Origin of the sequence: Legionella drancourtii LLAP12 (assembly GCF_000162755.2) — a bacterium.
Lineage (GTDB): Bacteria > Pseudomonadota > Gammaproteobacteria > Legionellales > Legionellaceae > Legionella > Legionella drancourtii.
In genome coordinates, this window is record NZ_JH413829.1 from 1536 (window position 1) to 13808 (window position 12273).

Genomic DNA, 12273 nt, shown 5'->3' on the forward strand with positions numbered 1-12273 from the left:
TTGGATTTCTCGTAAATACTTTACGACACTTGCTGGAGACAATTGGCGGTTTCATTGCACCATAAAAGACAAAGAAGGAAATAAGAAAACTCTTTATCTCAAACGTGCAACGGACACACACATAAGACGTCATATAAAAGTGAAAGCAGAGGCAAATCCATTTGACCCCGTTTCAAAGAGTACTTCAAGGAGCGGGAGAAGAAAATCAGAAAAGCAAATCTGCCAACACACGCTGCAACTGCTGGGCTGAACTCAATCAGCCTTATGAGGGCTTGAGCGATGTGCTGGGAAACTAGCCCGCATCGTTCTTAGAGGGCTGCTCCTCAGTAATGGGGAGTGGCTACTCGACAATTTCTAGAGTTAATGGTATAAAATAAACAAGTAGGGGGTCTCGCCTGGAATGCTGCTAAATTTTTAGGCCATACCCTCTATTTTAGTGAAAAAAAAAGCCCCAAAAGGGGCTTGATTAAGAGAACAATTAGCTTTTATTAGCAGATTTCCGTATAAAATCTCGTTTTATCATAGGACCAATACAGTTCCCGCATAGAACATGCATAACTAATTTATTTGATTCTTGATCCACCACCTTATCTTTAAAAAGAGGAAATCTTATCCCACAAGGGTTAATTAAATTGACTAACAAGATAACAGGGTATTCTCAGCAATCGTCCAAAGGTCACGGTTAATTTTAACGTTTTGATCGATTGATGTGATTTTTCGGCTTCTTGCTCTGCGCCACCGTCCGTGCTCATTCAGTCTGTAGCCTAGAACACCTCCTTTTATTAGGTTCTCCTGGACTACATTAAACACAGAAAACAAGTCGCGTTTCATGTCTTCACGTCTTCTGGGAACCAAAAGATTTTTTGGCTCAATCACAAGATTGGCATCCTCACTGAAGCGAAGTGCATGTGCTTGTGCTGAAAACTCTAAAAGCTTTTCATCTGGCAGTGCACAATCCCCCATCTGCTCCACAACCTGAAGCATTTTTTGTGATGATTCAATCACCCGATAGGTTCCTTCAATGACATTGCCAATTACGTCACCTTGGTGCTTGACTCGAACTTCATCATAGCTTTTCCCAGCCACCAGGCCATTGGTGCACACCTGACGATAAAGTCCTGCCATTAAGCGATATGATGACAGCCCGTCATGTGAATTAATCAATACCAGCTCAGGAAAGAGTCCATTGCCAGGATTGTGATAGTCTCGATGTCGAAAGCGAACCAGGTGTTTTGAAAATACTTTTTTTTCCTCTGATCTGCTAGCCGATTGCGTGGCTTTAGTCGGATAAAATCCTTCCTGAAGCAATCTATCGATGACATCCGATGTGGCTATGGGCTGATAACGCTCACTGGTGTGTACGGCAGCTCCTCTGGTAAATAAAGAAGGTGCTGCTTTATAAAGTTGTTCTATAGTTAGTACATTCATTGCTGGTTCTCCTGATTCAATAAGAAAAAGGAGCAAGTCCCCTATGGGAGTCTTGCTCCCATAGGGGTTATTAATGGTTACTTTTTTATATGAAACGTTTTGATTAATCGGTGATGCAATGTATCAATGCATTCCGCGATGAATCCACCGGAGTAGTATTCAAAGGGCTGCCAAAAATCTATTGCATCGTCATCAGTCCCTAATTCATCATTATTTAACCGATTGATAAGTGTTGAATACTCAATATCGTCGGGAAAATAACTGAGGAAAGTAGAAGCTGCTGTCAGTTCAAATGGATTCATTTTAAGTGGTCCTCCTTAAGTTTAAAAAAGGAGTTGTTCCCAAAGGGATAACTCCATTCGGGATTAATGAAACAATTAAAAAGGAACTTCTTCACATGCCAACATCGAGTGCATTTGATCTAAATACTCCTCTGCTGTTGGTTTATCAGTCTGTTCAGGTAGCTCTTTGGGTTTGGCGTTATCAAGCAACTGTATGGTTTGCACCACAATATTGATTGATTGCCGTTTAACACCTTCAGTATCAATCCAGTTATTTGAGCGCAGTTTGCCCTCAATATAAATCTGACTTCCTTTTTGCAAGCGTTCAACAGCTAAAGCCGCTAATTTCCCAAAAAATACCAGATGATGCCACTCAGTAATGGTTTCCCATTCACCATTACGGCGATAGGATTCATTTGTGGCAAGGGAGACTGATGCAACGGGATGATTTTCCTTTGTTTGGGTACTTCTGGGTGAATGACCAACATGTCCTATTAATTGGATCTTATTTAATACTGCCATTTTTGTTCTCCTTCAAGTGTCATTAATAATAAAATCGCACAATCGGAGAATTCCCGCACAAGGCAGAAGTTCTCCGATTGTGCGGATTAAAACGGGTAAAATAGCAACAGGTGTAATCCTACTGCCTAGACCAACTGGATAGAATGGGTCGTTGCTGCGTTTCTTGCGATTATTCCATTCAACGTTCGAGCGCCAATTTGAAGTTGCGCTATATCTTCTACTGATAACTCATGCTGATAGGCATGAAGTTCGGCAATAGAGCGCAATAAATCAAAAAAGGCTAAATCGGTTCGAGTGCATTGATTGGTCAATTCGGCAAATGATGGGTGTTGCATGGGTTCTCTCCTTGAATAAAGGGAAATACCCTTGCCCCATGAGGAAGTGTGATTTCCCCGATGGGTTACAAACCTTTAAATAGGCTTAGTGATTGAAATGAATTAATGCTGAAAGATAAGCGGCTAATGAAAGACCAACAGTGATGATTGTACCAATCATCCAGCGTCTTGATGCCAACAACTCACTCCTGTTTTCACGTAGTTGTTCATTGTAGACTTTCATTCGCTCATCGAACTCGCGACGTTGTTCAACAAGTTTTTTATCCTGTTCAACAAACACTTGTCTAACGGCTTCACTTAACATGTTATCCACCTCTTCGACACTATAAATGTTGTGGATTTCTATCTGAGTCAGTGTGGAAAAAAATCCCTCAGATAACTCTTTAGTAAACCCACTCTCTTTAAGAATCTTAGCATATTTTAAAGTATCTGTCTGAATACGCACAACCATTTCTCCTGTAAAAAACTGGAGAAATAGTCAGCACACGCTGAGTTATTCTCCAGCGTGTGCACCAACATTATTCACCCTAAAATAAAAGGCTCCTGACAGCACATGTCTGTCAGGGTAAGTTGGTAAATTAGGCCATTTCTGGCCTACATTAATTTAATAAACCAAGCAATTAGTACAGCGTGTTTTGCCTGACATATTGAGACTCATAGCCATTTGTAACGCACCAACATCAACACCACATTCATCACATGAATCCTTAAAAAACTCCATGTCTTCTGAATAGTCGCATCGATCTTTAATAAGAATCACTTCATCTTCGGAAAAACTCAGGCATTCAAAGAGGTCACGGAGTGTTTCTTGTTTCCTCTCTTCGTATAGTTCATATACCTGACCCGATCCGTATGAGTGTTGACCTATTTTATTGATGATTAACTCGATAAAATTAGTTCTTATTTCTTGATCCGTCACATCAGGAGATGAATGACATTTTTTGTTACTATACTCGTGTAATTCATGGGCGTTGACTTCTATCCAAGCCCCAATCCAGTAACTTTCATTTAACTGGGGATGAAGAAAGAATGTCGCTAGACAATCAGCATAGCGAGATATCCCATGATTACTAGAGGGTGATTTATTTATAGAGTACATATTATTTCTCCTTTTAAAAACAGGAAATAATATTGCCCCAAAGGGTATACTTTCCCTGTGGGCTCTATCACCTTCTTTTAAACAATGGTTGAATAACCCAAATTGTTAAAGAATACATTCTTAAAATGGGTTTGTCTGATAGGTATCAGGCAATGAATTCAAACGAGTTTAAAACAAGGTTAATTGCTTTAATGAAATAAAAACAAAGGCATAAACCTCTATTCTTTATAAAGGATTCAATACTTGTATATTGAATTAAGGTACATCAGGTTCCCGACTATACGTTCCGCTGCAGTGATTGGGGAATTAGGGTAGCAAATCACAAGACCATTTATTTCGGTTTCACCAGGCTTTCACTGGTTCATCAGTTGTGTTTTCTTATTTATCATTCTACTAAAAAAAGCTAAAAATTTCTACAAAAAATGGAGAATTAACCACAATAGGTTTTATGCAAAGCTTTCCATAAGATTTATTGTGGAAAGTAAGTGATTATGTAAAGTAACTCGAAAAAGAACAGTACTATCAATATATAGATGCCTAAATACTTTGCATAATATCTCCGATAATCCTTCTATGCGGCCATAAAAGACCGCCGCACTTAAAGGAGGATTATCTATGAATAAGGTTAAATCAAAAAAGTTATCACTAGATGAATTAGTTTTTGGTGCTTTAAGTCAATTACAAGTACTTAAATATAACGCTCGCTCAATTCGTCGTTATCAGTCCACTTGGACAAGGCTAATAACGTTTGCCAAAAAGTATGGCTTCAAAAATCAGCTTTGTGAAAAGCTTATTCTTGAATTTTTAGCACTTTATGATATTCGCTCTGATTTGCCAACTGCTGCATACAATGATTGGCGAAGACATGCAGAATTTAGCCTTAAAATACTGTGGAATTATGCCCGTTTTGGCTATTTCGAGCGTTGCAAAATTGTATTAGACAAACTCGAAATCCCATTTGCAATGCAGAAAAGTCTATATGAATATAAAAAATATTGCATAGAGAAACGTTACTTGAGTCCCAACACTGCAAGTGTATCTATTAGCCAAATAAGTTTATTTCTTGATTTCATGGGAAAACGAGATATTAAAACATTTCGCCAGATACAACCCAAAGACATATCCGATTTTATCTGTTCATTATCGCGTTACAGTAAAAAAACTATTTCAGGAATTGCTTCCTATCTACGTATGTACTTCAAATTCCTGATTTATCGAGGTGACTTGAAAAATGATTTGAGCCAGTCAGTACCTAGTGTTTCTGTTCCTTATCAGGCAAAAATACCATCCGTTTGGGACCGCGAATTGATAACTAAATTACTTGATACAGTCGATAGAAGCTCACCCAGAGGAAAACGTGATTACGCTATGTTGCTACTGGCCTGCCGATTAGGGTTAAGGTTAGGGGATATTCGTGAGCTTACATTAGATAATATTGACTGGGAAGCAGAAATGATCTCAATCACTCAAGGCAAAACTAAAGCTCCTTTATGTCTCCCTTTAACCAATGAAGTGGGTAATGCTCTGATCGATTATATTAAATTCGCTCGTCCCGAAACAAATTATAGGCAAGTATTTCTGAAGTTAACACAGCCTTTCACTCCCTATAGCAAAAATACTCATTTTTATAACATAGTTAGATACTGGCGCGATTTATCTGGTATTAAATTTAGAAGCCAACAACACCAAGGTCTGCATTCACTTCGACATAGTTTAGCCACTTATTTGCTAGAGGATAATATTCCATTTTCGCTGATTGCTGATATTTTAGGTCATGCCTCCATGAATACAACGATGATCTACGCTAAAGCGAGCGTTGAAACATTACGTCAAGTGGCATTGAGTATCAATGAGGTGAATCATGTCAACTAACAGCAAAGCTATTCAGTTTGAAAGCCCACTTGCACCAATGATGAATCAACTGATTCTGGAAAAACGAGCCAGTGGATATAAATATGAAAAACTAGACCGTATTTTAAAGTGCTTTGATCACTTCCTGTGCCATACGACAATAAAGCAAAATGAGTTACCTAAAGAACTTGTATTGCAATGGCTGGAGAAACAACCTGATGAGCAAGCTTCAACACAACAACGTCGAATTATTCTCGTTCGGCAACTTGCGCGATTAATGATACGATTGGGTTACCCAGCCTATGTACCTCCTTATCGCTTTGGCGCTCAACGGTCATATGCTTTCTCACCCTATATTTTTACACAAATTGAGATTCAAAAAATTCTTCATGCTGTAGATCAACTTAAGCCAGCAGCAAGTTCGCCCCTGCGACATCTTATTATTCCAGAGATATTTCGCTTATTGTATGGATGTGGATTTCGATTAAGTGAGGTATTGAATTTACGTGTTCGTGATGTTGATTTGAAACAAGGTGTTATCACTATTCGAGAAGGTAAGCATGGTAAAGACCGGCTGGTTCCACCTGCGTTGGACATGGTAGAACGCTTGCGAGTATATGCTGAAAGCATAGATACTAACTCTCTGGAAAAACGAACTGAAGACACTTTCTTTTTCCCCTCACCGTCAGGAAGTTGTTGGGGCAAAGGAACCATTTATACCTTATTCCGAAAGATGTTACTCCAATGTGGTATTCCTCATGGAGGCAGAGGGAAAGGACCAAGAGTCCATGATCTTCGCCACACTTTTGCGGTACACAGACTGGTTCAGTGGTATGAGGAAGGTTGTGATCTGAATGCGAAGCTACCTTTTCTTGTAGCCTATCTTGGCCATAAAAATTTTACAGGTACACAGAAATATCTTCATCTGACTGCTGAGTTATTTCCTAACCTGACTGAACGCATGAATGAACAGTTTGGCGGTGTAATACCAAAAGGGAGACAATCATGAAACCAACAGATTTTTCAATTTATTTAAGCCGCTTCTTGAGCAACTATCTGGCTGGCCAAAGGAACTTAAGCCCGAATACTATAAAAGCATACCGTGATGTCTTTATTCTACTATTGCGATTTTGTCGTGATGTAAAAAATATTCCGATTGAAAAACTACAACTTGAACAGGTTGATGTGGTTTTAATAGAGGCATTTCTCGATCATATTGAAAAAGATCGACACTGTACGCCACGCACATTAAATCATCGTCTAACCACACTGCATGCATTTTTTCGGTATATTCAAGTAGAAGATCCACTATATTTGCTGCAATGCCAGCGGATACTGGCCATTCCGTTGCGCCGGTTTGTCCGTCCTGAAGTGAGCTATCTCTCTAAAGATCATCTTGCTGCTCTTTTAGCACAACCAAATCTTGGAAAACCTGAGGGTAGGAGAGATGTTGTGCTATTAAGTACTCTTTACGATACTGGTGCGCGAGTTCAGGAATTAATTGACCTTACCGTGGGGGATGTACGATTAAAGACGCCAGCCCAAGTTCGTATTTTAGGCAAAGGAAGAAAAATACGTGTAGTTCCTCTTATGGATAATACAGCTAACCTTTTGCAGAGCTATTTGCATGAAAATAATTTATTGCTTCCTGAGACGTTTGATTATCCATTGTTCCGGAACAATCAAGGTAACAAATTAACACGTGTAGGGGTTAATTATATTCTACAAAAATATGAACGGTTAGTACGTGAAGCTTCTCCCCAGTATAAACAAAGAATCAGTCCGCATACGCTTCGACATACAAAAGGTATGCATTTGCTACAAGGTGGCGTCTCTTTAGATATTATTCGCGACTTCTTAGGCCACGTAGACATAAAAACCACAGAGATTTATGCCAGAGCTAATCTTGAAATGAAACGAGCAGCAATTGAAAAAGTCAGTACGGCACCAATACCAAAAATACCTTCATGGAAAGAAAATAAATCATTATTGCAGTGGCTGCAATCTTTATAGAGGACACATACATGCGCTATTTTAATCGAGAACCACCTGTAATTTTTTAGATATTATGTAATGTAATTTGGTGGATGAGCCATGAAATTATTAGATTTTATTGAACTACTTTACATAATCACTTACTTTCCACAATAAATTTTAGTAATATTTAACCTCGCATGGCCCAACTCCATAACAAGAATGTGCCTTGCTCGTCTGTCCCAGTCTTGCTCTTTTAAAGACAGTTCTTTAAAAGGTTTCCCACCACAAATTGGGGGTATAAGCCCCTGTTTGTTTTCATCGAACCAGCTCGTTAACTCCTGATAACGACGTTGTGCGTAGGCGTGACGAAGTCCATGTAAATTAGATAGACCCAACTTGGCCGTGAGTGTTTTATAATGGCCTAATTGCTCTTTGTATGACTTCTCAGGCGGTATCAACGATTGTCCAGGGCGCACTAGCTGGCTGACTCGATTAAGCCATTGTCGCTGCTCTTCGGTCCTTATTTTTATAATTCGACCTATACCACCCTTGGTCCAGCTGGGTTGGATATCAAGATACTTTTCTTTATACGCTTCGCTTAAGGTAAATTTAAGTGACTCTTCACGTCGAAATCCAAACAAGGCCTGACCTTCAAGGGATAGGCGTATATGCATGTCCTGGCATTTTGAAAAATCAATGTCAGTAATGGCTTTATTGATTGTAGATGCATAGGAGCGTCCTTCAATTTGATAGGCTGTATTATCTGGTTTGATCATCTCAGGATTGCCCAGTTGTATTGCCATTTTGCGTAGTTTGGCCATGTAGTTTTTAATGGTGGCTGGATTTTTACCCTGCTTTTTCCAATGCTCTATTAACGCATGGACATGCCTTTCTTTAATGCCTTTGATATGCCCTACCTTAAAGCCCAATTCATGTAAGTCTTTAATACAACGCACTAGCATGACACGCATATCAGCGCGAGTATTGAAGGAGGGGATTGTCATCTGTTTCACCAGATTATGAATGGAATAGGTAGCACTTCTTAGTTTTGTTTTACTCATGACAATAGTTCCAAATGGTGCTGGCAGCGGTAATGCTCATTTCTTCTTTAATCCTAAGAACCTTTTCTTTTGGAATTAAATGAGTCAATTCATTGAGTCGTCCCTGAGCATAGAGATAACGGTATTGAACTCTCGTTGAAAGACCAATTGCGGTGAGGCCGTATTGATAGGCCAATCTGATGTAGGATTCATCCATTTGTTTTAGCCAGGACTCAGAGGGTTTTAATAGTTGCATGATTAATAGGATGAGTTCTCTTTGAATTTGAGATTGAATTGGAACTATCCTGTCTTTACTATTGCTACTAATATCTCGGGTAACCCAAAGTTCATTCTCTGTAATATGAACATCTGGAGTAAGCTTTATGGCTTCACTGATGGTGAGCCCAAAATAGCTTTGTAGGCCAAATAAAATTTTGGCGATTGGATTTTGTAATTCGTTCAATATCTTGTCGCGATCTACTCGTGGTTTTGAGGTATTGTGTGATTTTGTTAAACCAAGTGATTTATTGTCTATGTGTTCGATGGGGTGATTTAACATATTAAAAAAAGAGCGTAGGCAAATGAGATAGTTCATTATGGTCGGACTTTTAAGCCCATTATCTTGCCAATGAATAACCAGTTGTCTCACATGATTGGCCGTAACGGCATACCAAGTTGGTGGTACACAGCGCAGACAATAAAAATCTTCAATGGTTTTTATCAAGACAAAACGCCGTAATTGACGTTGCTTGTAAGAGCCTTGATTGTTGTAATCCAAATACTGGTTAATGGATTTGATTAAGGTGTTTTTTCTGCTCATAGTCTTCAGTTGGTTAATTATCGTTACTACGTTTACCCTGGATTTTAGTTTAGTGTTATTCGAGCGGCTCATATAAATGATGCCTGGACAGACCACAAGGCTCGATTCGGGGGTAAACCCGTAGTTGTTTCTAAGGTCGGTACATCAGTTTTTTTAGTTAAGTCTCCTTTTGATTATCTATAATTGCAGTTCAATTTTTAAAATCACGACATTTGTTTGATCAATTGTTTCGTTAACGCATCCAACGATTCATCATTTACTAAGTTATTAATCAATTTTTTAAAAGTCGGTCTCATTTCGGTCGCCTGTTCTATAGTTCTTTGGACATTCATTAAGCGTTCGAAGTTCTCCTGACTTAATAAATAGTCTTTCTTATCCTGTACTTCATCAATGACATTCATCGATATCGGTTCATTTTTTTTGTAGATGGTATTACTCATTAATTGCTCCAGTTAAAAATTAAAAATAGAAAAATGAAGTGATTACAGTCCTCATTTCATGGCTCAAATCTTTAAAAAAATTAATTGCATTAAATAGATGTGCATAGTTCATTATTAAAAGATCACAAGTTACAGTTCAAAATCAAGAATAAAGGGTTCGAATGATCAATAAACGATTATTGACGGTTCAAGAGGTTTAACGTATTGCAGGGCAAAGCGTTAATTAAGAAAGGTCAACATGCAGGGCATGTTGTTATTGTTCAGTCACTAAAAGTGGCTGATTTATTGGTCCTGAAAATTCAGGTTAGTTTAAGGTTCCCGACTAAGCGTTCAGCTACAGTGATTGGGGAATTAGGGTAGCAATTCACAAGACCGAATGTTCTGGTTTCACCAGGATTGCACTGGTTCGTCAGTTGTGTTCAAAATCATACTAGCAAATTAAATGGCTATTCTCAATAATTCACGCATTAATTTTGATGATTTCATGATTTTGTTTAGGATTAATTTTGTTCAAATTAGTGCGCTTAAATTACCGTTTTTCTTTCGGGCAAATGGAGAGTGACCGAATTTACAATGTTTCCCATTGTAAATTCGGGCTTTAGATGCAGCGATTCGCTGCGTCACTGGCAGTAAAAGGCCAGTGACGCAGCGGGAAAATCCCGGGAACAGCGCCTCTTTCCAGAGGCTAAAAACTCACATCATTTTAGAATAATGATGTGAGGATTCAGGTTTATTTCATGCAAAATAAACCCTGTTCACTACCCTCTAAAGGAGTTCTTAGTCTTGTGACGGATAACTTTAGACGACCTGAATTGGCCGCACAGTCCTCCTACAAGCCATGAAAAAGTATTTTCTTGTTGCCCACATATCCACACTAGAGCTTCATTTAGGCCGGGGGCTATTGCGCTTCGTATGGATATGTGGACAAAAGAAAGTGATTTTTATAATTTTATATGGATAAACATTGAAAACATAAGTAATGCTGAGTAATATTCGATTTTTTATTAATGCTACTTCTTTGACGTGTCATTTCTGATTTTACGCGAGCTTTAATGAATTATGAGTTTTAATAAATATCACCAACTAATCGAAAGTTCCTATTCTAAAGATCATGCTATGAAATTTATGGATAACATTCTTAACAATGAACAAGCTGATATAATACAACAATCTTGTAAAGATATTCAGAAAATGTTACCTCCCCAACCATTTGCCTGTGCTCTATTAAGTGCGACTTTGGTTGAATTTTGTAGAATTAAAGGTATACACGCTTATTTGGTTGCTGGAACATTGCATTTTAACGGCAAGCTCTTATTTAACTATGATCCAATTATTGAAACAGATAATATGGTTGACAATTGGAATGGCCATTGTTGGGTTATATTCAACAACACTATCGCTGAAATATCATTATTCCGAACAGCTTATTCAGATCAATCTCCAGTATGGCTGGGAGAGATGATAACGGATACTTTTGGTTCCAATCGTGGTGCCTTACTTGAAAGCATGAATGAAATGGAGCAATTTGGCTTACTTTATACTCCTCAGTATGTTTTTAGTGACCAACACATTAGCGGTTTATTAAATACGGTGGAAATGATGGTTTCTAAAATTCACAATATACCGTTAGATCCAACTACAAGCCGTGTTGCTAGTCCTATCCCAGGATTTCCCTATGCGATTTTTTGACATACTCACAGTACGTGCGGAAATGAGTCACTTCACTTTTAAGACAGGCAATCTCAAATTACCTCAATAAGCAGTTAGATAAGTTCACTGTTATGTAACCGCTCTATTAATTCCATGCTGCCAAAAAGAATGGTTACTAAGTTAAGAAAATTTATAAGAAAACCCTAATAGAAATGCTTGTTGCTGAGGTGCATTCTGCAAAAATCCGTGTTCATTTTCTGGATTTATAGTTAACAGAGGGTTTTTACCAAAAATTATCTGATAACCGAGATTTAGGGTTGCTTGTTTTGTAATGTGATAGCCAAGCCCCACCTGAAGCTCTGGGGAAATTTTCGAAATATCATTAACTTCATCGCGATCCGCCTGCATCATTCGATAGGCTATCCCTCCTTTTAGCCAAAGTTCTGTTGGCAGATTATTCCACGGCGTCACTTTTAATCCCCCCAATACATCAAGAAATGGCTTAATCGTCGCTTCAATGGGAACCCCACCCAACGAATCAATAGACTCTTTGGGAAATGAAAGGCGAAAAGTATTCCCACTTTGAACGCCGATCTCGGCATCAGCACGCCAAGTTGTGAGCGAAAATAAGGTAGTTCCTACACTTAAGCGCCCAATTGCCGTTTGATTCGTTTTGTTGGTTGTATTATTGGTATAAGACATGCCTAAAGCACTATCGACAAACCATCGAGTACTGGAAGAGGCATCCAAAGCATGAAGAAAGTTGCTCATTCCTAACAAAGTCAACGCAAATACAGTTCTTAGTTTCATCATTAATTCCTTATCATTCT

The 12273-nt window shown here is 38.5% G+C and carries 14 protein-coding genes and 1 pseudogene; 5 read left to right on the forward strand and 10 right to left on the reverse strand.

All coding sequences use genetic code 11. The annotated features are described in order from the left end of the window. Positions 1-250, forward strand: a pseudogene (locus tag LDG_RS20280) (hypothetical protein); the annotation flags it as partial. Between the two features lie 386 nt (positions 251-636). Here the strand turns inward: LDG_RS20280 and LDG_RS10575 are convergent. The 6 genes from LDG_RS10575 to LDG_RS10600 all read right to left on the reverse strand — a co-directional run bounded on the left by LDG_RS10575 (position 637) and on the right by LDG_RS10600 (position 3665). Continuing rightward, positions 637-1428 (reverse strand): DUF932 domain-containing protein, encoded by a 792-nt coding sequence (locus tag LDG_RS10575; RefSeq protein WP_006871342.1) that lies wholly within the window; start codon positions 1426-1428, stop codon positions 637-639. Positions 1429-1505: 77 nt separating this feature from the next. Further along, positions 1506-1730 (reverse strand): hypothetical protein, encoded by a 225-nt coding sequence (locus tag LDG_RS10580; RefSeq protein WP_006871343.1) that lies wholly within the window; start codon positions 1728-1730, stop codon positions 1506-1508. Positions 1731-1805: 75 nt separating this feature from the next. After that, positions 1806-2231, reverse strand: coding sequence for a single-stranded DNA-binding protein (locus tag LDG_RS10585; protein WP_006871344.1), 426 nt, complete (start codon positions 2229-2231; stop codon positions 1806-1808). A 125-nt stretch (positions 2232-2356) separates the two neighbouring features. After that, positions 2357-2566, reverse strand: a complete 210-nt coding sequence (locus LDG_RS10590; protein ID WP_006871345.1) for a hypothetical protein — start codon at positions 2564-2566, stop codon at positions 2357-2359. A gap of 85 nt (positions 2567-2651) precedes the next feature. After that, positions 2652-3011: a hypothetical protein gene (locus LDG_RS10595; protein ID WP_006871346.1), complete on the reverse strand. Its 360-nt coding sequence runs from the start codon at positions 3009-3011 to the stop codon at positions 2652-2654. 159 nt (positions 3012-3170) lie between these two features. Continuing rightward, entirely contained in the window at positions 3171-3665 is a 495-nt protein-coding gene (locus LDG_RS10600) for a hypothetical protein (RefSeq protein ID WP_006871347.1), read from the reverse strand. A gap of 615 nt (positions 3666-4280) precedes the next feature. On the opposite strand from LDG_RS10600, the gene LDG_RS18540 reads away from it, so the two are divergent. Genes LDG_RS18540 through LDG_RS10615 form a run of 3 tightly spaced genes read left to right on the forward strand, consistent with a single transcriptional unit; the run spans position 4281 to position 7529 of the window. Further along, entirely contained in the window at positions 4281-5537 is a 1257-nt protein-coding gene (locus LDG_RS18540) for a site-specific integrase (protein ID WP_006871348.1), read from the forward strand. After that, the gene (locus LDG_RS10610) at positions 5527-6525 is read left to right on the forward strand and encodes a tyrosine-type recombinase/integrase (RefSeq protein ID WP_006871349.1); all 999 of its coding nucleotides are present in this window, start codon (positions 5527-5529) and stop codon (positions 6523-6525) included. Before LDG_RS18540 ends, LDG_RS10610 begins: the two co-directional genes overlap by 11 nt. Then, the gene (locus LDG_RS10615) at positions 6522-7529 is read left to right on the forward strand and encodes a site-specific integrase (RefSeq protein WP_006871350.1); all 1008 of its coding nucleotides are present in this window, start codon (positions 6522-6524) and stop codon (positions 7527-7529) included. Before LDG_RS10610 ends, LDG_RS10615 begins: the two co-directional genes overlap by 4 nt. A gap of 122 nt (positions 7530-7651) precedes the next feature. On the opposite strand, the gene LDG_RS10620 is transcribed toward LDG_RS10615, so the two are convergent. The 3 genes from LDG_RS10620 to LDG_RS10630 all read right to left on the reverse strand — a co-directional run bounded on the left by LDG_RS10620 (position 7652) and on the right by LDG_RS10630 (position 9793). Further along, positions 7652-8554, reverse strand: a complete 903-nt coding sequence (locus tag LDG_RS10620) for a phage integrase N-terminal domain-containing protein (RefSeq protein WP_006871351.1) — start codon at positions 8552-8554, stop codon at positions 7652-7654. After that, positions 8547-9353, reverse strand: coding sequence for a site-specific integrase (locus tag LDG_RS10625; RefSeq protein ID WP_040535429.1), 807 nt, complete (start codon positions 9351-9353; stop codon positions 8547-8549). Before LDG_RS10625 ends, LDG_RS10620 begins: the two co-directional genes overlap by 8 nt. Before the next feature lie 203 nt (positions 9354-9556). Beyond that, complete coding sequence (locus LDG_RS10630; protein WP_006871353.1) at positions 9557-9793, reverse strand: hypothetical protein; 237 nt, start codon at positions 9791-9793, stop codon at positions 9557-9559. 1059 nt (positions 9794-10852) lie between these two features. Between LDG_RS10630 and LDG_RS18545 the strand changes: the two genes are divergently transcribed. Continuing rightward, positions 10853-11482, forward strand: a complete 630-nt coding sequence (locus tag LDG_RS18545; protein ID WP_006871356.1) for a hypothetical protein — start codon at positions 10853-10855, stop codon at positions 11480-11482. A 141-nt stretch (positions 11483-11623) separates the two neighbouring features. Here the strand turns inward: LDG_RS18545 and LDG_RS10640 are convergent, their stop codons facing one another. Further along, entirely contained in the window at positions 11624-12253 is a 630-nt protein-coding gene (locus LDG_RS10640) for an outer membrane beta-barrel protein (RefSeq protein WP_006871357.1), read from the reverse strand. Positions 12254-12273: the final 20 nt, after the last annotated feature.

Excerpts from the sequence above, each read along its gene's own strand:
- LDG_RS10585 (WP_006871344.1), bottom strand. The coding sequence starts at position 2,231 with ATGGCAGTATTAAATAAGATCCAATTAATAGGACATGTTGGTCATTCA.
- LDG_RS10630 (WP_006871353.1), bottom strand. The coding sequence starts at position 9,793 with ATGAGTAATACCATCTACAAAAAAAATGAACCGATATCGATGAATGTC.
- LDG_RS10600 (WP_006871347.1), bottom strand. The coding sequence starts at position 3,665 with ATGTACTCTATAAATAAATCACCCTCTAGTAATCATGGGATATCTCGC.
- LDG_RS10625 (WP_040535429.1), bottom strand. The coding sequence starts at position 9,353 with ATGAGCAGAAAAAACACCTTAATCAAATCCATTAACCAGTATTTGGAT.
- LDG_RS10615 (WP_006871350.1), top strand. The coding sequence starts at position 6,522 with ATGAAACCAACAGATTTTTCAATTTATTTAAGCCGCTTCTTGAGCAAC.
- LDG_RS10620 (WP_006871351.1), bottom strand. The coding sequence starts at position 8,554 with ATGAGTAAAACAAAACTAAGAAGTGCTACCTATTCCATTCATAATCTG.
- LDG_RS10610 (WP_006871349.1), top strand. The coding sequence starts at position 5,527 with ATGTCAACTAACAGCAAAGCTATTCAGTTTGAAAGCCCACTTGCACCA.
- LDG_RS18540 (WP_006871348.1), top strand. The coding sequence starts at position 4,281 with ATGAATAAGGTTAAATCAAAAAAGTTATCACTAGATGAATTAGTTTTT.
- LDG_RS18545 (WP_006871356.1), top strand. The coding sequence starts at position 10,853 with ATGAGTTTTAATAAATATCACCAACTAATCGAAAGTTCCTATTCTAAA.
- LDG_RS10590 (WP_006871345.1), bottom strand. The coding sequence starts at position 2,566 with ATGCAACACCCATCATTTGCCGAATTGACCAATCAATGCACTCGAACC.
- LDG_RS10580 (WP_006871343.1), bottom strand. The coding sequence starts at position 1,730 with ATGAATCCATTTGAACTGACAGCAGCTTCTACTTTCCTCAGTTATTTT.
- LDG_RS10640 (WP_006871357.1), bottom strand. The coding sequence starts at position 12,253 with ATGAAACTAAGAACTGTATTTGCGTTGACTTTGTTAGGAATGAGCAAC.
- LDG_RS10575 (WP_006871342.1), bottom strand. The coding sequence starts at position 1,428 with ATGAATGTACTAACTATAGAACAACTTTATAAAGCAGCACCTTCTTTA.